Origin of the sequence: Nostoc sp. (genome assembly GCF_036916975.1) — a bacterium.
GTDB lineage: Bacteria > Cyanobacteriota > Cyanobacteriia > Cyanobacteriales > Nostocaceae > Nostoc.
In genome coordinates, this window is record NZ_JBALFF010000050.1 from 107466 (window position 1) to 128458 (window position 20993).

Genomic DNA, 20993 nt, shown 5'->3' on the forward strand with positions numbered 1-20993 from the left:
AACTTAATTACAAATTACGAATTACGAATTACGAATTATTTAATGCAGTGTGAAACTTCTGAATCTAGGTTTTATAAGGTTTTGAGCAGTATTGTGATAAATCCGGGTAACAGTTCATCTGTGGTTACTCAATTTGAGGTACAATCGTAAGCCTGCCAATCAATGACGATGCTTGCTGACAGGAGATGCTTCTATGGCCCGGATGTATTATGACGAAGATGCCAATTTAGACCTTTTGGCTGGAAAAACTATTGCTATCATCGGCTATGGTTCTCAAGGTCATGCCCACGCTCTCAATCTCAAAGATAGTGGTTTGAATGTGATTGTGGGATTATATCCGGGTAGTAAGTCAACAGCAAAAGCTGAAGCTGCTGGGTTAACTGTGAAAAATGTTGCAGATGCTGCTAATGCTGCTGATTTCATCATGATTTTGCTACCTGATGAAGTCCAAAAAACGATTTATAAAAACGAGATTGAACCAAATCTTGAAGAAGGGAATGTCTTAGCCTTTGCCCACGGCTTCAATATTCACTTTGGGCAAGTTGTACCACCGGATAACGTCGATGTGGTGATGGTAGCACCAAAAGGGCCGGGGCATTTGGTACGCCGGACTTATGAAAGTGGTGAAGGAGTACCCGCGCTGTTTGCAGTTTATCAAGATGCTAGTGGTCAGGCACGCGATCGCGCCATGTCTTATGCTAAAGGTATCGGTGGGACTCGCGCTGGTGTTCTCGAAACGACTTTCCGCGAAGAAACTGAAACCGATTTATTTGGCGAACAAGCGGTATTATGCGGTGGTTTGAGTGCTTTAATCAAAGCTGGATTTGAAACTTTGGTAGAAGCTGGTTATCAACCAGAATTGGCTTATTTTGAATGTCTGCATGAAGTCAAGTTGATTGTTGACTTGGTTGTAGAAGGTGGTTTAGCCAAAATGCGCGACAGCATTTCTAACACAGCCGAATATGGCGATTATACCCGTGGACCGCGGATTGTAACCGAACAAACCAAAGCTGAAATGCAGAAGATTCTCAGCGAAATTCAATCTGGGCAATTTGCACGAGAATTTGTTCTAGAAAACCAAGCTGGTAAACCAGGATTTACCGCCATGCGTCGCAAAGAATCTGAACACAAAATTGAGGAAGTTGGTAAAGATTTACGCGCTATGTTTAGCTGGTTGAAAAAAGCTTAAGGAACTTCCAAATAAATAAATATCCAACTATTTATTGTGGGGCGGGCGAGACGAGAGTCCATAGTCAAGGGCGGGCGAGACGCCCACCCCACAAGATTGGATAATTTATTTCTTGGTAATCCCTAAGCAAAAGAAAAACAATTATCCTTACAGCTATTTATCTGAAAATAGCTGTAACACCATTTCTTTGTGAGGCTGCGCTAAATTTTCTTGACTTCTTATTTGTTTCTTTCTTTGTGTCCTTTGCGGCCTTTGGGGTTCGTTCCTCATGGCGCATGTTCATACAGAATTGGTATAACTTATACTAATTAGCTTTCTTCTTAATGGGATTGAGCGATCGCTCAAATTGACTCAACGCTTGAGAAGAAAGCAGAGTCAGGAATAAATAAACCAAGGCGACAGTCGCGTAAATCTCAAATGAACGATAGTTCTCAGCTACAATCAGCTGTCCTTTGCGGAACAACTCTTCAAACCCGATGATTGCAACTAAGCTGGTGTCTTTGAGCAAGCTAATGAACTGATTGCCCAGAGGTGGCAGCATCCGTCGCAGGGCTTGAGGAAAGATTATATAGCGCATCGTTTGCACTGAGCTTAAACCCAGTGATTGAGAGGCTTCTGTTTGTCCAGGCTCAATTGATTGAATGCCTGCGCGGACAATTTCAGCAATGTAAGCAGCGCTATTGAGACTCAATGCAATCACTGCTGCTACTAAACGATTTAAAGTCAAGGTAAAACCAAAATTTTGGGCTAAAGCAGGTAACCCAAAGTAAATCATAAAAATCTGCACCAGCAACGGCGTTCCCCGGAAAAAGTCTACATACGCCCTAGCAATCCAGGGCAAAGGCGGAGTGGGGAAAAGGCGAACAATTCCAATCAGTGTACCCCCGATCATCCCCAGCAAGACTGAGATTGCTGTGAGTTCAAGTGTTACTAAAGCCCCACTTAGCAGGGTGGGTAGCGACTTAAAGATAATGCTTAGTGAGGTAAATAGTTGAGATACGCCTTTTTTGGCAGCCTGGTTTTCGATGGGTGATTTTTCTGGTAGTTGTGGCGGTTGGATACCAAACCACTTTTGATAGATTTTGGCGTAAATACCATTTTTCAGCACCGTTTCTATACCTTGGTTAATCGCTTCCAAGTTGGGCGATCCTTTAGGTGTAGGAATGCCATAAAATTCTTCTGTTAGCAGACTGCTGACAACTTTGAGTTTTTTAAGGTTGCCGCTCTTTATACCATATAAGAGAACAACCTGATCATTCAAAACGGCATCGACATTACCATTAATTAATGCTTGAAGAGTTAAGGGTGAATCATCAAAAGTGCGAATTTCAGATCCGGGAATACTTTTAGCCTTCTGTGCGCCAGTTGTCCCGATTTGCACACCAATAGTCTTGTTTTTAAGACTATCGAAATTGATAATGTTTTGATTGTCTGCGCGGGTGGCGATCGCTACCCCTGATTTGAAGTAAGGACGCGAGAAAGAAATTGTCTTCACCCGTTCGGCAGTAATTGCCATTGCCGCAACTGCCGCATCTACAGTTTGTGTTTGCAATGCTGGAATCATCCCAGCGAAGGGCATATTTTGGTACTTAACTCGAAAGCCAGAGGATGAAGCGATCGCATTCATCAAATCAATGTCAAAGCCCTGTAACTCACCAGTTACAGATTGAAACTCGAAAGGCGGAAACGTCGGTTCTGTGGCAACCGTTAGTGTTTTGCCAGCTGCTATGGAATCAGTCGCAATCCAAATTGAAAGCAGAAGCAGACAGCTTAAACCAAGAACTAGCTGAGGTAGCCAACGGATTATACTCAATCTAGCCATATTTTTTAGACATCTCTCATCTCTGTACCTTATTCAAAGGATAATAAAGTCATGAACATGTTGTTGCGGCAAAAACCCTCCTTACAGATGTTCTCCGATATACATTCAAAATTCACTCAATAAATCAGATTTAAAATGATTGCAAATTTTACATTCAACGATCAGAGCGTATTCGAGGATGATTATCTTTACTTTTATGACATGCTGTTGACACCAGAGCGCAGCCAACACCAAGTTGAGTTGATTTGCCGACTGCTAGATATACAAGTAGGAATGACTATTTTAGACTTAGCTTGTGGGCATGGGCGGATTGCTAATCGGCTAGCGGCTCGCGGTTATAATGTGACTGGACTTGATATTACAGCTTTCTTCTTAGAAAAAGCCCGTCAAGATGCGGCTAGTAACGGCGTTAAGGTAGAGTACCTTCAAGGCGATATGCGTTCCCTACCCTTTAGCGATCGCTTCAACTGCATCATCAACTGCTTCACAGCCTTCGGTTACTTCGATGACAATGAAAATAGATCGGTCTTAACCGAAGCGTATCGCGCTCTAAAAGTAGGTGGCAAATTACTAATTGATATTCAAAATTTTAGCCGCGTCTTGCAAGAGTTTACGCCTGAGTTAATTACTGAGCGTGAGGGAAATTATATGCTCGGACGCAGCCGTTACGATGCGCTTACCAATCGGATCTATACCGAGCGGATTATCATTCGTGATGGACAAGTGCGGCGCGGTCAATACTTTGTTCGCAATTTTACCTTTCCCGAAATCCGCGATTGGCTCTTGCAAACAGGTTTCAGCGAAGTAGAGGGCTATGGTTACGATGGTGAACCGTTCGCCCTTGATAGCCGCCGAATGATTCTGGTAGCAAGCAAATGAAGAGTCCTGACGCCTTTCTTCTGTTTTAGGACTTACGCAAAATATCTCTCAAACTCTTATTTCTCCGTGTCCTCTGCGCCTCTGTGGTTCGTTATTCCGTATTTTTTACGTAATTTATATGTTTCCAAAATCACCATCATTTCCAGTAATCTCATTTGATATCTTGAGCAATTCTAAAACCAGCATGTTGATAAAAGTAGGGACGAAACCAGTTGCGATAAGTTGGTAATGCCATTGAACCATTAGTAGCCCAAGAACCGCCAACCATCATCTGATGTTTATCATCAAAAAATGGTGCTGCTTGATCTTCGTAAAGTGGATGAGGTTCAAATCCTGGTAGGGCGTTGAATGTGTCCCCCAACCATTCCCAGACGTTTCCTCTAAGATCGTAAAGGAAAGAAGCACTATTAGCTGGTTTGAACATTCCCACCGGGCTGGGGGAAATGAATTGTAAGTTGAGATTATAGTTACTTGATAAGTGCTGATCCTCAGAGGTAACTAAGGCTTGATTCCATTCGGCTTCAGTCATCAAGCGAATTTCTGAGCCTTGAGAACGACAAAATGCGATCGCTTCGTAGTAATTGACTTCTACAGGCCAGTCTAGGGGTAAGTCTATTTCGTCGAATATGGCTCGATAGCGATAACCATCCTGCAAGGGTATCCAGAATTTGGGATGTTGGACGTTGTAGAGTTGCTTCCAATCCCAAGATTCAGCATTCCAGTAATCTGGATTATTGTAACCACCAGCTCGAACAAATTTTAGATATTCGCCGTTAGTGATAAGATATTGACTAGCTAAAAACGGTTTGACTTCAACAGTGCGATCGCCATATTCGCTATCCCAACCATAAGTAAAATCATCCTTGGGTTTTCCTAGTTTCACCACACCACCGGGAACCCGCCGCATTTGATTGTTAGGAATTTTACCGTTACTAGGTGCGTAATTCCAGCCTTGGGGACATTTTAGGCGATCGCTAGGCAATTGACGCACCAGCATAGAAGAGGTTTCAAAGTGAATCCGACTATGTTCTATTCCCATCAGCAAGGCCCAGAAGGGATGCTGTTGATGAATTGGCAGATCCAGGGAAGTATTTTGAATAACTTTTGTAATTGTCTCTCGCGCCTTGTCTCGATATTGCCAAACTTTTTTTACATCAGGCCAGCTAACCCCTTGCATCGCTGCGTCGAGTTCTGTCGGTGTTTGTGGATCAACTCCGATTTCAAATAGGGTTTCGTATTCTGAATTAATTCCAGCTTTGATTAAACCAACGCCAATTAACTTATTAATGAAAAAAACAGCTGAGTGACCAAGATAAAAAATTATCCGGTTTCTTAAAGAATCGGGGTTAAGATAAAAAGTTTCTTCCCCGACCAAACTTTTCATGAGTGTTTCTTCAAGTTCCCAAGAATTCTCAAAGTATTTTAGCAGGTTTTGTGAACTGCAATCATTGAGTCTGGGGACTTGAGTTGATGTCAGTTTATTTATGGTTAGAACTAAAGCCATGATATTTTTGACAGAACATTCATCAGACAAATTACATAAACTACGACTTCTTACAAAAAAAAGTGTTGTTCATCACATTTTGTCTTGTGTCGTTATGATCAGACAATTTCCTAAATTTGTAAATAGATAAAAGGTGTAGTTAAAATTACTCTAATTACGCCTTGTCAAAATAATATAAATAATGTATTAATATTGTTGAACAAGTATGGGCGAGTTTAAAACATTTATTAACCGTCTTATTGCTATCAATTTAAAATTGCAACTAATTAGAGAAGTATACGGCGATGCCTTCACAGTAGGCATCGCGGATTTTAGATTTAATCTAATCTAAAATCCCAAATCGAGTTACCGATTCACCGCCGCCGCTTCCCGTGCTGCTGTTGCTTGATCTGGGTGGATACCCAAGCGGGTGAGATTAATCCGACCTTTGTTATCAATTTCGCGCACTTTGATAATCACTTCATCGCCCACCGCTACTTCATCTTCAACTTTGCCAACGCGGTAGTCAGCTAGTTGTGAGATGTGAATCATCCCTTCTTTTCCAGGCAGAAACTCCACAAATGCACCTATCGGTATAATCCGCGTGATCCGTCCTGCGTAGACATCCCCTTCGTGTAGCTTGCGTGTCATCCCTTGGATGATGTTTCTGGCTTTTTTGGCCCTGTTCTCATCCACAGCCGAAATTGTCACGGTGCCATCATCTTCGATGTCAATTTTCGCACCAGTTTCTTCTGTAATCCCCTTAATCGTCTTACCTCCAGGCCCAATTACCAGACCAATCATGTCTGAATCAATCTTGATTGTTAACAGACGTGGGGCATAAGGTGAGGTTTCAATCCGTGGCGTGTCAATGCAAGCAAGCATTTTCTCCAGAATGTGCAACCGGGCTGCTTTGGCTTGGTGAACGGCTTGGGAAATAACCTCCAACGACAAACCGGATATTTTCATATCCATTTGCAAGGCGGTAATCCCGGTATCGGTACCAGCAACTTTGAAGTCCATGTCGCCCAAAAAGTCTTCAATGCCCTGAATATCGGTGAGGACTCGCACTTCGTCCCCTTCCTTAATCAGACCCATTGCTGCGCCACTAACGGGTTTGGTAATTGGTACACCAGCATCCATCAGGGCTAGGGTGGAACCGCAGACTGAACCCATTGAAGTGGAACCGTTGGAGGAAAGTACTTCCGATACGATGCGAATCACGTAGGGAAATTCTTCTTTCGACGGTAGCACAGGTAGTAATGCTCGTTCTGCTAATGCGCCGTGACCAATTTCGCGCCTTCCTGGGGCCCGCATTGGCTTGGTTTCGCCGACTGAGAACGGCGGGAAGTTGTAATGATGCAGGTAACGTTTGTGTTGATCTAACTGCATGTCATCGTTGAGGTTTTGAGCATCCCCAGGTGTACCCAGAGTACAAGCTGATAAGACCTGAGTTAGTTCTCGGTTAAATAAACCGCTACCGTGGACTCGCTTTGGTAATACACCAACTAAACAAGAAACAGGTCGCACTTCATCAAGTTTACGACCATCAACACGAACGTTATCTTCGACGATTTGCCGCCGCATGAAGTGTTTGGTAATATCTTTAAAAGTGTTACCAAGTGCCTTGCTATTTGCAGTTGCGGCAACTCGAATTGGGTCTGATTCTGAAAGTTCCTTAATCGTCGTGGCAATTTCATCCTTGACGACATCTAAAGCTGCATCGCGTTCGGGTTTGGTGAAACTAAATTGAGACAGAATTTTCTTAATCTGGCTGCTAGCGCGATCGCGGATATAATTTTCTAGCGTTTGGTCTACGTCTGGTGGTGCTTCTTGCACTATTACCAGACCCAGTTCTGCGACTAAATCTTGCTGCGCTTTGATTAAGTCCCGCACTGCTTCATAACCAAAGTCAATCGCCTCGATAATATCTCGTTCTGGCAATTGATTGGCTCCCGCCTCCACCATGATTACGCCATGTGGTGAACCTGCTACGACTAGATCCAAGTCTCCAGCTTCAATTTCTGCATACGTGGGGTTAATAATAAAATCATCTCCCACTAAACCAACCCGCACTGCTGCCATTGGCCCATTAAAAGGAATCTGGGCAATTAGGGTAGCGATAGAAGCGCCTGTAACAGCTAACACATCGGGTGGAACTAGCTCGTCCATCGACATTGTTAAGGCAATAATTTGCAGGTCATCCCGTAGCCATGAGGGGAATAGGGGACGCATGGGGCGGTCTATAAGACGGCTGGTGAGAATTGTTTTTTCTGGTGGACGACCTTCTCGGCGCATGATCCCTCCAGGAATCCTACCAGCTGCATATAGCCTTTCTTCATAATCTACTGTAAGGGGAAGAAAATCAATGCCTTCTCTGGCTTGCGATCGCGTAGCCGTCACTAAAACTGATGTGTCCCCCGATTCTATCAAAACCGACCCACCAGCCTGGGGAGCTAGTAAGCCTACTTTCAGTCGAATATCCCTTCCATCGAAGGATATTGACTTATCAACTTCTGCCATTCAGTTTTTTTTCCTTCTCTTTCGCTATTCTCTTTCTGTGGCAATCCTAACATTTATGCACTATGACTGGCTTCTAGTACATACAAAGATAGATAAGTAGTTCAACCCAAAGCACGATACATGATCAGCGCGTCTACCACTTGTTCATCTTTTAGCTTCGCCGCACGCCCAATGCGCCCAATGATCTCAAATCCTAAAGACTGCCAAAGTCTAATTGAAGGTATATTAGTTTCAAATATCAAATTGAACATTACTGCCTCATAGCCCAGGTTTGCTGCTATTAAGAGCATCGCCTCTCCCATGAACCGCCCGATCCCCTGATTGCGTAACTGAGGTTGTACAATAAAACCAGCGTTGCAAATATGGCAACACCGACCGGGGAAGTTTGGTTTTAAATAAAACGCCCCTAATATTTCTTTTGGTTTGTGTGTAGCATCCTGACCAGATGTCCTGACAACAAAGGCATCTTTACTCAACCAGTAAGCTGAAAATTCTGCCTGAGATAGAGGTTGCTTTTGGGGATAAGTTTTACCTTCAATAATTACAACATTGAGTAATGCTCTTACAACCTCCTGTTCTTGAGGATGCATATAATCTAGTTCAGCTATTTTACCGCTTTTTAAAACTTTAATTAAGGGAAGAATCATTATAAATAATTTTGCTGTTAAATGAATTAATTATAATATTATGTAATTTTTAACTAAAAAATCTTATTGATAAAATACAAAAATTAGAACAATTGTGATTTTCATTCTTTAACTTTGGGAAATCTGAGTAATTAGCAAATGGCGATTTTACACTGTAATTGGTTACTAAAAAGTCAAAAGGGTTGTTTATTTATTTGGGGGGAAACTTGGCGATCGCCACGAGTGAATATCGAGCCTAATGGATCTGGAAATATACTATTACATCCATTGGCAATGACAGTAGTTGAGTTGAGTGAGTGGTTGCGTTCGCAAAGCGTCGCCTTTGGCGATTCGCAAAATATGGCAATTACCAACTTTATTCAGCAGCCCCAAATTGCGATCGCTACTACTGGGCGAACGCGCAAAGCCGCCAGTCCGACTGAGATCATACCAACACATTCGCAAATCATTGCCCTACCAACTTATATCCCAGAAGGCAGTAGCGAGGGAACAGCAGCGATTTTTCCCGTACATTCTGCCAGCTTGGGGTTAGACGCAGACTCCCCGCAATATTTGCAACCGTGGCGAGTTGAAGGTTTTTGTCTTAACCCCAGCGAAGCAGTAAAATTTCTCGCTGCTATTCCCCTAAATGCTACTAACGGAGAAGATGCATTTTTAGGAGGAGATTTACGTTTTTGGTCGCAGGTTGCCCGATGGAGTTTAGATTTAATCTCACGGTGTAAGTTTTTACCAACAATTGACCGACAATCAGATGGTGCATTTGCTGCTAAATGGCAAGTACTTCTAGACAGTGCAGTAGATGGAACCCGTCTAGAAAGATTTTCTGCGAATATGCCATTGGTTTGTCGGACTTATCAAGAGGGAGTGGGGACTGGGGAGTGCGAAGTGGGGGGAGATGAGGGAGTAGGGGGAGATGAGGGAGCCAGAGAAGAAAATACTCCCTCATCCCCCTCATCCCCCTCATCCCCTCACCTAGCGGTAAACTTCCCTACCGAACCTCAAGAATTACTTTTGGCATTTCTTAACAGTACGATAGATGCCCAAGTGCGAGAAATGGTGGGTTCTCAGCCTCCAATGGAAGAAGATGCGATGTCTACGACGGGCAACGCCTACGCATCTTTACCATCTGGCGTGCGACAGTGGTTGCAAGCTTTAACAAGTGCATCTGGTACAGTTAATGCAGATGCAATTGAAGTGGAACGACTGGAAGCGGCACTGAAAGCTTGGACTATGCCGCTACAATATCAATTAACTCTTAAAACTCTATTTCGTACTTGTTTTGAACTGCGTTCTCCAGAGTCTGGCGAAACAGATTGGACATTGGCGTATTATCTGCAAGCGGCTGACGATCCTGAGTTTTTGGTGGATGCGGCAACTATTTGGAACAATCCAGTTGAACGATTGGTTTATGAAAATCGGACAATTGAACAACCACAGGAAACATTTTTGCGAGGATTGGGGCTAGCTTCTAGATTATATCCAGCGATCGCACCCAGTTTTGAAACCGAATATCCCCAATTTTCTCATATCACCCCCATGCAAGCTTATGAGTTTATCAAAGCTGTAGCTTGGAGGTTAGAAGACAGTGGTTTAGGAGTAATTTTACCTCCCAGTTTGGCGAACCGTGAAGGATGGGCGAACCGTTTGGGTTTAAAAATTACAGCCGAAACCCCAAAGAAAAAGCAAGGGCGTTTAGGGTTGCAAAGTCTGCTGAATTTCCAATGGCAATTGGCAATTGGTGGACAAACTATTTCTAAAGCCGAGTTTGATAAACTTGTGGCTTTAAATAGTCCGCTAGTGGAAATTAACGGCGAGTGGGTGGAATTGCGCCCCCAAGACATCAAGACAGCCCAAACTTTTTTTACGACTCGCAAAGACCAAATGGCGCTTTCCCTCGAAGATGCCTTGCGTTTCAGTACAGGGGATACCCAGGTAATTGAAAAATTACCAGTGGTCAGTTTTGAGGCATCTGGGGCATTGCAAGAGTTGATTGGGGCGTTAACAAATAATCAAGCGCTTGAACCTTTGCCCACACCAACAGGCTTTAAAGGACAGTTGCGGCCTTATCAAGAACGTGGTGCTGCTTGGCTATCCTTCTTAGAACGTTGGGGCTTGGGTGCGTGTCTCGCCGACGATATGGGATTAGGTAAAACTATTCAGTTCATTGCTTTTTTGCTACATCTCAAAGAACAAGATGCACTAGAAAATCCAACTCTATTGGTTTGTCCAACTTCTGTTTTAGGTAACTGGGAAAGGGAAGTCAATAAATTTGCACCAAGCCTGAAAATTTTGCAATATCACGGTGACAAACGCCCAAAAGGGAAAGCGTTTTTAGAAGCAGTCAAAAAACATGATTTAATTGTTACTAGCTATTCTCTACTTCATCGAGATATCAAGTCATTGCAAAGTGTCTCTTGGCAGATAATAGTTTTAGACGAAGCCCAAAATGTGAAAAATCCAGAGGCGAAGCAATCAAAAGCAGTGCGGCAATTATCAGCTACATTTCGGATTGCGTTGACGGGGACACCAGTAGAAAATAGACTACAAGAACTCTGGTCTATTTTAGATTTTTTGAATCCTGGGTATTTAGGCAATAAGCAATTTTTCCAGCGCCGGTTTGCTATGCCAATTGAAAAGTATGGTGATACGGCTTCTTTGACTCAGCTACGTGCATTAGTTCAGCCATTTATACTGCGACGATTGAAAAGCGATCGCGACATCATTCAAGATTTACCAGATAAGCAAGAAATGACCGTATTTTGCGGTCTAACTGGTGAACAAGCTGCACTTTATCAACAAGTTGTAGAACAATCTTTAGTAGAAATAGAATCTGCTGAAGGATTGCAACGTCGGGGGATGATTTTAGCTTTGCTAATCAAACTCAAACAAATCTGCAATCATCCTGCACAATTTTTGAAACAGACGACATTAGAGCAACATAATTCAGCCAAACTTCTGCGTCTAGAAGAAATGTTAGAAGAAGTTTTAGCAGAAGGCGATAGAGCTTTAATTTTTACACAATTTGCTGAGTGGGGTAAGTTACTTAAACCCTATTTAGAAAAACAGCTAAAGCGAGAAATATTCTTTTTATATGGTAGCACCAGTAAAAAACAACGAGAGGAAATGATCGACCGTTTCCAACACGATCCTCAAGGGCCACCGATTATGATTCTTTCTCTAAAAGCAGGTGGTGTAGGACTGAATTTAACCAGAGCCAATCATGTATTCCATTTTGACAGATGGTGGAATCCAGCTGTGGAAAATCAAGCGACAGATAGAGTATTTCGAATTGGTCAAACCCGAAATGTGCAAGTGCATAAATTTGTTTGCACAGGCACTTTAGAAGAAAAAATTCATGACATGATTGAAAGTAAGAAACAATTGGCTGAACAAGTTGTTAGTCCTGGTGAAGAGTGGTTAACTGAAATGGATACAGACCAACTCCGAAACTTACTATTACTTGACCGCAGTGCAGTAATTGACGATGATGGAGAATAATTTTGTAGTAAGGACTTTAGTACCTCAACTTTGGACTGGCGCTTGTGTCGTCATGGATAATTTCACTTCTCACAAAGTTGCTGGTATTAAAGAAGCTATAGAAGCTGTGGGAGCTAAATTGATATATTTATCTCCTTCCATCATAGGTGAGTAAAGCATTTATGGCATACGGGTCGGTTTTATTCACATACCCACTACCTATAGCTTCATATGTTCCCTGCAAACTTTTGTTGGAACATACTTTTTCTGCTCCTTGAGTATAAGAAAACTCTTGTATTTTATTAGGAGGTTGTGCCTGTACCACTAGGGGTATCAAAGCGTCCAAAATGGTGAGTGCTGACAGAGTAGAAATCGTCAACGCGGCGAAAGCTTTGCGAGTTTTAATTGCAGATTGTATTAACTAACGGGGTTTATTTTTAACTATTAAATAATACATATAAATCAAGAATATATTTGATAATTTTTTGATGAGGAATGGAACAAAGGTATATATATCATCCTTTTCAACGCAGAAACTCACCTCTGACATCTAAACTTTTGGTATAAGTAGGTAGGCATGATAAAACCAAACTACGTAAACTTATGCAAAGCACCAGAAACCCTTTGAATATAAGCTTTTAAGCGATTTACATTTCTTAATGTACTGAGATTTTTAGCGCCCACCTACTTAAAGGAAGTTCACTTTCCTGAATAGACCTCTTGCATAATTTTTTTTATCTCATGCACAGAGAACAAATCTAAATTTAGAACTTTTGCAAGAGGCCAGGTGATTTTCAAATTGCAATCTTCTTAAATCGGCGCTTCAGTAAGTAAGCAGCACCTATTGCACCAAAGGCTAATGTGCCTACTCCAGACGGTTCAGGCACGGGAGTTACATTGGTAGAAAACGCACCTGTAGTAGTATTGCTAAATCCACTTGTCACCAAAAAATAATCGGTTCCTGTTATTAAGCTATAATTAAAACTCTTTGAACCACTATTGAAAGGGTTATTCGTAAAAAGAATATTACTTAGTGGTTGGGTCGAGTTGAAATTGTTCTCGTACAAGAACTGGGAATAATCAAAACCAGGGGCAGTCGTATTAAAGTTGTAAACCCCATTAGTGGCGACAGTAAAATTATTGACAGCGAACGGAACGTTAGTAGCCGTTGGAGAAAGACTAGTAGGAGGATTGTTGGTAGTTGAAGGACGATTGTAGGTAGGCTGACCAACAGTTGTGCCTGTAAGAGTGATTGCCATTGATGATGTGGCGGTTACCAAGCTGAAAAATGCAGTTCCAGCGGTAACTAATGGTAACTTGATTAGAGAAGCTAAAGAAGCCATAAAGCTAGTTCCTTCAAAGATAAAAGTGATGTCTGCAATAAAAACTATTTGAGCGCATTAATCATTACATATTTTCGGACAATACATTTATAAAGCTTTGATAAAGGTCAAGCAGCCAAGCCCCGGCAGGATGATGCCCAAGGTGAAAATCAATCTGCCTTGGGTATCCGAAAGCTCAATATGCTTGAGTTAAGGTTAAGAAAAGCCTGCTTTTTCAGCAGGTTAATGCTTGGCGCTGCCGGGCAAACGCATCTAAATATAGTACATAAATACTAAATAAAGGATAAAGGCAGCGATCGCGTGTGGTATGAAGGATAAGCAATGGGGCATTGATGGTAAAATCATTGTAAAAGTAGCAATATTGCCCCAGTTTGCGTGAAACTCAAGCCCAAAATTAAAATTGCTGACCACCTTACACAGATATCAGATCCACGAATAGATCATACGAAGCGACACAAGTTAATTGATATTTTGACTATTACCATTTGTGCGGTGATATGTGGGGCGGACAGTTGGGTGGCGATTGAACTGTATGGCTGTACGAAGTATGAGTGGTTAAAAACATTTTTGGAGCTACCACGTTCGCCCTGCGACTTTAGTTCAGTAGCAACAATTTTCAATCACCACTGAAGTGCTTCTGCGATGCCTGCCTGCGTGCTGCCAGGGCGGCTAAAAATCCTTCTTTGAGCCGGTCTGCCTGATCTTCAGTATGGGAATTAGCACCCTCCTGTCGGGCAAGGCGCTGTAACGGGGCCGAAATGGCAATCCTCTCTTGCTCGTAAGTGTGTAGAGCAACGCCGAGTTGTTCCCCATCACCTAGATCAGTACGGGCTAGAACCTTAGCCAAGGCTACCACATCCTGTATAGCCATAGTTGTGCCCAATCCCAACGATGGCCGCATCGGGTGGGCTGCATCACCCAGTAGGGTAACACGTCTCAAGTCCCCCCACTGCGGCACTGGTTCCCTGTCGAATACACCAGTTTCGATGATGCTCTCAGGCTTAGTGGCTGTAATCACACTTTCAACCAGAGGCGGCCATTGCTCAAATATTTGGAGTACCGTCTCTAGCGCTGATGAACTTTTCGAGTGATTCAAACGTAGGGCTGTGCCACCCCAGGCAAGCAATTCCGTACCCGCATCCATTATCCAGAAGTTCTTTTTTTCTCCAACCACAAGTTGAAATCCAGCAGATTCAACGAAGGGAGCGGTAAGTGAGGGCAAGTTTTTCCGTTTCACAATCCCCCTCCAAGTCATGGTTCCTGTATAAAGAGGGACACCATCTGCAACGGTAATGCTTCTCACCGCAGAGTTGTAACCGTCGGCACCAATTAAAAGTCGGGCAGAGACATCTTCCTGTTGACGGAACTTCAAACGCAATTGCTCTTGACCCTGGACTGAAGTCCGAGTGAAACCGATGAGGGTATGGTTAAGATGAAGTGATACCGTCGCGGGCAGTGCTTTATAAAGACAGGTCTGTAGGTTATGCCAGCATAGCCAGGTGAAGCCTGTCCCGGCAAGTGGGGATTCATCAGCGAAAAGAACCTCGCCATTTGGCCGCATCAACATCTGCTGTTTGGGATTCACCGCCAACAGCCGCACCTGCTGCGCCAGTTGGGGATCGATCTTTGCTAGGGCAGTATAGCCAGCATCACCCATCCCCAGGGCAGCACCAATTGGTCGCAAGATGTAGGCTTGCTCAAAAACCCCAATCGAGAAGCCAAGTCGTGCTAAAGCATGAGCCGCAGAGAGTCCACCTGGCCCGGCTCCAATGATTGCGACATCCAAGACATTATCGGTCGAATTGACTTCAATCATCTCGTTCACCTTGTTCCAAAGCATGACTTTACTGATTAATTTCAACTGAGGAGCATTATCACATACGATACCAAAAAGTGGGTTCCGACTCAGGACAAATGCTGTCACAAAACCAGATCAACCCATCTATTCTAGAATTTTCCATAATTTGGAATTTTAAATTGACTTATGACTAATTACACATTACAAGCAAGCCGCGAATGGTGGTCACAGCAATGGCTAGATTTGCTAGATTCCTATCGCTTTAAAAAGCGTTTAGAACGTGCGAGAAACTATGCTCGTCAAGGAAATGTTTTGAGCATCGAATTTAAAGGTGCGAAAGTATTAGCTAGGGTGCAAGGTAGTGAAATTGAACCTTATAAAGTTTCCCTTTCCCTTGAACCTTTTAGCGATGAACAATGGGGTTATGTTATTGAAACCATGTCCCAAAGGGCAATTTTTGCTGCCAAACTACTAGCAGGAGAAATGCCACAAAATATAGAAGAAGTATTCACGGCTAATGGACTTTCGATATTTCCTTTTACCCTTGGTGATGTCCAGAGTAAATGCTCTTGTCCAGATAAAGCAAATCCCTGTAAACATATTGCTGCGCTGTATTATCAGTTAGGCGATCGCTTCAGTGAAGACCCTTTTGTACTATTTCAATTGCGCGGACGCACCAAAGAGCAAATTATCAGCGATTTACGTCAATTACGTAGTGCCAAGATTCAACCTAATACCACAGAAACGCTTGATATTCAACAGTCAATTCCTAATAACAAATACTCAGTAAAAATTGACTCTTTCTGGCAATACAATGAGCCACTAGAGTCATCATTAGTAGTGATTGCGCCGTCTACTAATGAGATGGTTTTAGATGTATTAGGAGCAATCCCGCTAGCGAAGGAAGAGGAAAATGCAGTAAATTCAACTTCCAGTGATATGGTAATGAAGTCTTTGAATACAGTTTACAGAGATGTGAGCCAGAAAGCTTTTTTAGCAGCAATGAATGTGGGAGGAAGTTGATATTAATTCGTAATTCGTAATTAGAGCATTTTGCATCTAAATGAAGTATATTCTTACCCCCTTAATCCCCCCGATGTATTGGGTGAAAATTCCCAATCTAGTTCTCTCCCCTTTCCAAAGGGAGGGTTAGAGAGGGGTATTTTTGTACTTTATTAACTTGTAATCTGCTGTATTTTTCGTAAGATTATTGTAATTTTAGTTTCAGACCAAAGCGCTGTAGGACAAAGTGCTATCTGCAAAGATAAAATTCTCAAAGCCCGTAGTAGAGAGTGTAATAACATTTCCATTGTTATTGAAGTTGATGTTAGCTGGGTTTAAAGCATTGCCCGAAATCACACCAGAAAAAGTGAGTTGAGAGCGATTGAAAGCACTGAGGTCTAAGGTGTCAAAACCTTTTCCACCATCCACAGTCCCAGTACCAAACCCTTTGAAGTAGTCATTTCCAGTACCTAGATCAATGTTGATACCGCCACCAATAGTAACTTTTTGTTGAACTTCATTGATGGTACTGGTGGATGTAATTTTGTCATTACCATCACCAGTTTTAATCATTCCTTTTCCATAAATGCCGTATGCAGCACCACCAATTGTTGCTGTAGCCTTTCCGGTAAGGATGTCATAACCATTCCCAGTATCAATTACTCCGTCGTTGAAAATGCCATAGCCGGTGGCATTTGTGCCTGGTATTTTGCCAGTACCACCTCTGCCGCCAACACCTGTGCCGATGATAGTGTCATTCCCATCCCCTGCATTCAGATTGCCACTGTTACTAATACCTGTTCCAGTGCCACCATTACCGCCATTACCGTCATTACCGCCATTAATGCCATTACCACCCCGATCGCCATTACCGCCAACACCTGTGCCAGTGATAGTGTCATTCCCATCCCCTGCATTCAGATTGCTACTGTTACTAATACCTGTTCCAGTGCCACCATTACCACCATTACCACCATTACCACCATTACCACCATTACCACCATTACCACCATTACCACCTTGAAAAGTAGTGCCATTACCACCATTACCACCATTACCGCCAACACCTGTGCCGATGATAGTGTCATTCCCATCCCCTGCATTCAGATTGCCACTGTTACTAATACCTGTTCCAGTGCCACCATTATCGCCCTTAAAATCGTAATAGGCATTCTCGCTGTTAACGCCAACACCTGTGCCAGTAATAGTGTCATTGCCCAACCCAGTCCAGATCGTTCCTTGTCCATAATTGCCTATGCCAGTGGCTATGGAAGTACCAGTGTCGCTTATGGAACTTGTTGTGCTAGCAAGTCCCGTAAGGATGTCACAACCATTGCCAGTATCAATTACTCCATCGTTGGAGATGCCTATGACGATGGGGCTGTAGACTAAACTTTTGCCAGAACCAGTAATTGTGTCGTTACCCTGTCCTGTGGTGATGGTGGCACCTTTCATGTTCTGGATGCCAGTTGCATTGTTTGTGTCGCTAATACCTGTGCCAGTGCCTATGATCGTGTCTTCTCCGTCTCCGGTATCCAGTTTCTTACTGTTAATGATGCCAGTTCCAGGACCGCCGCCGACGGGTAAAATGGTATCGCCGACGAAAACGCTGCCTTGATTAGTAGCAGTCCCAGTCCCAGTGCCAGTGATTGTGTCATTTCCGGCCCCTGTATTCAGATTGCCATTATTGCTGATGCCAGTCCCTGCACCTCCAGAGCCAGGCCCACCAATCCCGAAGCCGGACATGCCGCCAATACCGATACCAGCGATGGTGTCTTTTCCGTCTCCGGTATCCAGTTGCCCAGTGTTGCTGATACCTATCCCAAATCCGCCGTCGCTGCCGAAGCGACCGCCACCACCATTGCCGCCCTGACCAGTGCCAGAGATCGTGTCATTTCCGTCCCCTGCATTCAGTTTGCCACTGTTACTGATGCCTGTTGCAGTACTACCATTGATGCCAACGTAATCAGCACCAGGAGTGCCGCCCTGAGCAGTGCCTGCGATTGTGTCATTTCCGCCCCCAGTATTCAGTTTGCCACTGTTGCTGATGCCAATCCCATATCCACTGTAGCCGCCACTCAAGGATTGACCGCCGCCGTCGCCGCCGTTGCCGCCAGTGCCATTGCTGATGATAGTATCGTTGCCCAACCCAGTATTAAGGATGCCACTGTTACTGATGCCAGTCCCTGTACCGGCATCGCCGCCAAAAGTGCCAGAACCATAACCACGCACCTCCGCACCCTTGCCTCCACTACCCCCAATACCCTTGCTGATGATAGCGTCGTCGCCAGACCCAGCATTCAGATTGCCATTATTGCTGATGCCGATTCCAGCACCGCCTTTGCTGCCATTGACGTTCTTACCGATAACACCATCATCGCCTTTACCGCCAGTGCCATTGCTTTTAATAGTGTCCTTTCCTAAGCCTGTATAAATGAAACCTCCAGTTAAAATATCAATCCCGATTGCTGGAAATTTATTTAAATCTTCCCCAATTAAAGTGTCGTCACCAGCAGTACCTGTGAAATTGGGTGGAACCGTAAGTCTAGGCATAATTAAAATTCTCCAAATTTTAGATTAGTATGGTCAGTTCGCTCATTTGAATTGTCGCTTGGCTCTGCCTTTTGACGGCGATGACTACTTTTCTTCAACTCACCTATTAATCTATTATCTCTTTGTAATGTAATCTTTATGTTCAGGTAAAGGTCTGATAATTTTCAAAGTAGGGCGATCGCAAGCTAACTTTGCTGCCCAATGTCCCAAGTCTTTTAGAAGATTTTCAAACTTTTGCTAGCTAATGTCATAAAGCATTACTCCGTCTGCTCGATTTTTGGCGACTGTCATTGTTGCAACCTCCAGAATCTTTTATTGTCCAAACTCAAGCCTAGCCTGTTCTACCAAATCGGCTGTCACAATCTCTTGTCCTGCTTCACGAGCCAACTGTTCAATTCTGACTTTAGCTTGAGAGCGGACAAAAAAGGGAATATTTTGTAATTTTTCTTTAGCTTCAGATGTCCATCGCAAAGCATCAATAAAATTGGAATCGCTCATATAGCCCTCATATTTGATTTTTGAAATGCACGTAGGGTGTGTTAGCGTCAGCGTAACGCACCTCCCCCAAAGCTTTTGGTGCGTTACGGCTTACGCCTAACACACCCTACATAATACTTAGATTTTTTCAGAAATCAAATCGGATTCCTATAGTATTAATTCTGTTGGTTAAGTCGCTCAGTTAATCAATAGATTATTAATTTTCCTATAAAAAAAGCCCTTGCTTTTACGCAAGAGCCTCTAAATTATTTAATTATCAGTGATGAAATAAACTTTACAACCTAATCTAGGTCGTCCATAAACATCACTGGCTCAGTAGCACGGTTAATTCCTTTCTCAAAACCACCAGCCGCAGCCCGTGCGCGACCAGCGTGCCACAAGTGACCAACTAAGAAGAAGAATCCTAGTACGAAGTGAGAAGTTGACAACCAAGCACGAGGAGATACGTAGTTGAAGGAGTTAATTTCGGTAGCCACACCACCCACGGAGTTCAAAGAACCCAGAGGAGCATGGGTCATGTATTCAGCAGCGCGACGAGCTTGCCAAGGCTGAATATCGTTCTTGATTTTTTCCAGGTCAAGACCATTGGGGCCACGTAGAGGCTCTAACCAAGGGCCACGGAAATCCCAGAAGCGCATGGTTTCACCACCGAAGATGATTTCACCAGTTGGAGAGCGCATCAGGTATTTACCCAATCCTGTGGGGCCTTGGGCAGAACCAACGTTAGCACCCAAGCGTTGGTCACGAATCAAGAAGGTCAAAGCCTGAGCTTGAGAAGCTTCTGGACCCGTAGGACCGTAGAATTCGCTGGGGTAAACGGTGTTGTTGAACCAAACAAAGATCGAGGCAATGAAGCCCATCAACGACAGAGCGCCCAAGCTGTAGGAGAGGTAAGCCTCACCAGACCAGATGGATGCACGACGGGACCAAGCAAAAGGCTTGGTAAGAATGTGGAAAATACCGCCAGCAATACAGATAAAGGCAATCCAGATGTGACCACCGACCACATCTTCTAAGTTATCGACGCTGACAATCCAGCCTTCGCCACCGAAGGGAGACTTGAGTACATAGCCGAAGATTACTGCTGGGTTCAATGTCGGATTGGTAATAATCCGAACGTCACCACCGCCTGGTGCCCAGGTGTCATACAAACCACCAAAGAACATTGCCTTTAGCACCAACAGCAGCGCACCGCATCCCAAAATAATCAGGTGGAACCCGATGATGTTGGTCATCTTGTTCTTGTCTTTCCAGTCGTAACCAAAGAAAGAAGAGTATTCTTCTAAGGTTTCAGGACCACGAACGGCATGATAGATACCGCCAAAGCCAAGGACGGCTGAAGAAATTAGGTGGAGTACACCGACAACAAAGTAGGGGAAGGTGTCGATAACTTCACCACCAGCACCAACACCCCAACCCTGACTGGCGAGGTGAGGTAACAGGATCAAGCCCTGCTCGTACATGGGCTTTTCAGGAATGAAGTGAGCGACTTCAAACAAGGTCATCGCTCCAGCCCAGAATACAATCAAACCAGCATGGGCAACGTGAGCACCCAGCAGTTTGCCAGATAGATTGATTAAACGCGCGTTACCAGACCACCAGGCAAAACCTGTGGATTCTTGGTCGCGTCCAGTGCCGCCTAATATATTTGGTCTATTAGAGAGCGTTACCACGTGGCAATACCTCCTCAGGGAATACAAATTGTTCGTGGGGTTGATCTTGAGGAGCCATCCAAGCGCGGATACCCTCATTCAGCAAAATGTTTTTGGTATAGAAGGT

The 20993-nt window shown here is 43.7% G+C and carries 14 protein-coding genes and 2 pseudogenes; 6 read left to right on the forward strand and 10 right to left on the reverse strand.

The genetic code is table 11. The features are described from left to right. Window positions 1-193: 193 nt before the first annotated feature. Window positions 194-1189, forward strand: a complete 996-nt coding sequence (ilvC, locus tag V7K73_RS11630; RefSeq protein WP_334880030.1) for a ketol-acid reductoisomerase — start codon at window positions 194-196, stop codon at window positions 1187-1189. A gap of 304 nt (window positions 1190-1493) precedes the next feature. Here ilvC and V7K73_RS11635 read toward each other — a convergent pair whose 3' ends face one another. Beyond that, a complete protein-coding gene (locus tag V7K73_RS11635) occupies window positions 1494-3011 on the reverse strand; it encodes an ABC transporter permease subunit (protein WP_334880032.1) in 1518 nt (505 codons plus the stop codon). Window positions 3012-3146: 135 nt separating this feature from the next. Between V7K73_RS11635 and V7K73_RS11640 the strand changes: the two genes are divergently transcribed. Continuing rightward, window positions 3147-3890: a class I SAM-dependent methyltransferase gene (locus V7K73_RS11640; RefSeq protein ID WP_334880034.1), complete on the forward strand. Its 744-nt coding sequence runs from the start codon at window positions 3147-3149 to the stop codon at window positions 3888-3890. A 151-nt stretch (window positions 3891-4041) separates the two neighbouring features. On the opposite strand, the gene ovoA is transcribed toward V7K73_RS11640, so the two are convergent. The 3 genes from ovoA to V7K73_RS11655 all read right to left on the reverse strand — a co-directional run bounded on the left by ovoA (window position 4042) and on the right by V7K73_RS11655 (window position 8543). Then, entirely contained in the window at window positions 4042-5394 is a 1353-nt protein-coding gene (ovoA, locus tag V7K73_RS11645) for a 5-histidylcysteine sulfoxide synthase (RefSeq protein WP_334880036.1), read from the reverse strand. 345 nt (window positions 5395-5739) lie between these two features. Then, window positions 5740-7896, reverse strand: a complete 2157-nt coding sequence (locus tag V7K73_RS11650; RefSeq protein ID WP_334880038.1) for a polyribonucleotide nucleotidyltransferase — start codon at window positions 7894-7896, stop codon at window positions 5740-5742. A 101-nt stretch (window positions 7897-7997) separates the two neighbouring features. Next, on the reverse strand, window positions 7998-8543 hold the full coding sequence (locus V7K73_RS11655) for a GNAT family N-acetyltransferase (RefSeq protein ID WP_334880039.1): 546 nt from the start codon (window positions 8541-8543) through the stop codon (window positions 7998-8000). 138 nt (window positions 8544-8681) lie between these two features. Between V7K73_RS11655 and V7K73_RS11660 the strand changes: the two genes are divergently transcribed. Then, on the forward strand, window positions 8682-12041 hold the full coding sequence (locus V7K73_RS11660; RefSeq protein ID WP_334880041.1) for a DEAD/DEAH box helicase: 3360 nt from the start codon (window positions 8682-8684) through the stop codon (window positions 12039-12041). 13 nt (window positions 12042-12054) lie between these two features. Next, window positions 12055-12171: pseudogene (locus V7K73_RS11665) on the forward strand (IS630 family transposase); the annotation flags it as partial. Window positions 12172-12814: 643 nt separating this feature from the next. Here the strand turns inward: V7K73_RS11665 and V7K73_RS11670 are convergent. Then, complete coding sequence (locus tag V7K73_RS11670; protein ID WP_334880043.1) at window positions 12815-13363, reverse strand: PEP-CTERM sorting domain-containing protein; 549 nt, start codon at window positions 13361-13363, stop codon at window positions 12815-12817. A 375-nt stretch (window positions 13364-13738) separates the two neighbouring features. Between V7K73_RS11670 and V7K73_RS11675 the strand changes: the two genes are divergently transcribed. Beyond that, window positions 13739-13993, forward strand: coding sequence for a transposase family protein (locus V7K73_RS11675; protein WP_334880045.1), 255 nt, complete (start codon window positions 13739-13741; stop codon window positions 13991-13993). Here the strand turns inward: V7K73_RS11675 and V7K73_RS11680 are convergent. Next, window positions 13980-15203 (reverse strand): FAD-dependent oxidoreductase, encoded by a 1224-nt coding sequence (locus V7K73_RS11680; protein ID WP_334880047.1) that lies wholly within the window; start codon window positions 15201-15203, stop codon window positions 13980-13982. The two genes, V7K73_RS11675 and V7K73_RS11680, sit on opposite strands and share 14 nt — an antisense overlap. 144 nt (window positions 15204-15347) lie before the next feature. On the opposite strand from V7K73_RS11680, the gene V7K73_RS11685 reads away from it, so the two are divergent. Beyond that, window positions 15348-16184: an SWIM zinc finger family protein gene (locus V7K73_RS11685; RefSeq protein ID WP_334880049.1), complete on the forward strand. Its 837-nt coding sequence runs from the start codon at window positions 15348-15350 to the stop codon at window positions 16182-16184. A gap of 201 nt (window positions 16185-16385) precedes the next feature. Here the strand turns inward: V7K73_RS11685 and V7K73_RS11690 are convergent, their stop codons facing one another. From V7K73_RS11690 to V7K73_RS11705, 4 genes and pseudogenes are all read right to left on the reverse strand, one after another. Beyond that, complete coding sequence (locus V7K73_RS11690; protein WP_334880051.1) at window positions 16386-18716, reverse strand: beta strand repeat-containing protein; 2331 nt, start codon at window positions 18714-18716, stop codon at window positions 16386-16388. A gap of 312 nt (window positions 18717-19028) precedes the next feature. Continuing rightward, window positions 19029-19214, reverse strand: coding sequence for a PCP reductase family protein (locus V7K73_RS11695; RefSeq protein WP_334880052.1), 186 nt, complete (start codon window positions 19212-19214; stop codon window positions 19029-19031). 281 nt (window positions 19215-19495) lie between these two features. Next, entirely contained in the window at window positions 19496-20887 is a 1392-nt protein-coding gene (psbC, locus tag V7K73_RS11700; RefSeq protein ID WP_334880054.1) for a photosystem II reaction center protein CP43, read from the reverse strand. After that, a pseudogene (locus tag V7K73_RS11705) lies at window positions 20871-20993 on the reverse strand (photosystem II D2 protein (photosystem q(a) protein)); the annotation flags it as partial. The gene psbC and the pseudogene V7K73_RS11705, both read right to left, overlap by 17 nt.

Bases quoted from the DNA above. Each gene is read 5' to 3' on its own strand.
- V7K73_RS11680 (WP_334880047.1), bottom strand. From the start codon at position 15,203: ATGCTTTGGAACAAGGTGAACGAGATGATTGAAGTCAATTCGACCGAT.
- V7K73_RS11670 (WP_334880043.1), bottom strand. From the start codon at position 13,363: ATGGCTTCTTTAGCTTCTCTAATCAAGTTACCATTAGTTACCGCTGGA.
- ilvC (WP_334880030.1), top strand. From the start codon at position 194: ATGGCCCGGATGTATTATGACGAAGATGCCAATTTAGACCTTTTGGCT.
- V7K73_RS11660 (WP_334880041.1), top strand. From the start codon at position 8,682: ATGGCGATTTTACACTGTAATTGGTTACTAAAAAGTCAAAAGGGTTGT.
- ovoA (WP_334880036.1), bottom strand. From the start codon at position 5,394: ATGGCTTTAGTTCTAACCATAAATAAACTGACATCAACTCAAGTCCCC.
- V7K73_RS11635 (WP_334880032.1), bottom strand. From the start codon at position 3,011: ATGGCTAGATTGAGTATAATCCGTTGGCTACCTCAGCTAGTTCTTGGT.
- V7K73_RS11650 (WP_334880038.1), bottom strand. From the start codon at position 7,896: ATGGCAGAAGTTGATAAGTCAATATCCTTCGATGGAAGGGATATTCGA.
- V7K73_RS11685 (WP_334880049.1), top strand. From the start codon at position 15,348: ATGACTAATTACACATTACAAGCAAGCCGCGAATGGTGGTCACAGCAA.
- V7K73_RS11695 (WP_334880052.1), bottom strand. From the start codon at position 19,214: ATGAGCGATTCCAATTTTATTGATGCTTTGCGATGGACATCTGAAGCT.
- V7K73_RS11640 (WP_334880034.1), top strand. From the start codon at position 3,147: ATGATTGCAAATTTTACATTCAACGATCAGAGCGTATTCGAGGATGAT.
- V7K73_RS11690 (WP_334880051.1), bottom strand. From the start codon at position 18,716: ATGCCTAGACTTACGGTTCCACCCAATTTCACAGGTACTGCTGGTGAC.
- V7K73_RS11655 (WP_334880039.1), bottom strand. From the start codon at position 8,543: ATGATTCTTCCCTTAATTAAAGTTTTAAAAAGCGGTAAAATAGCTGAA.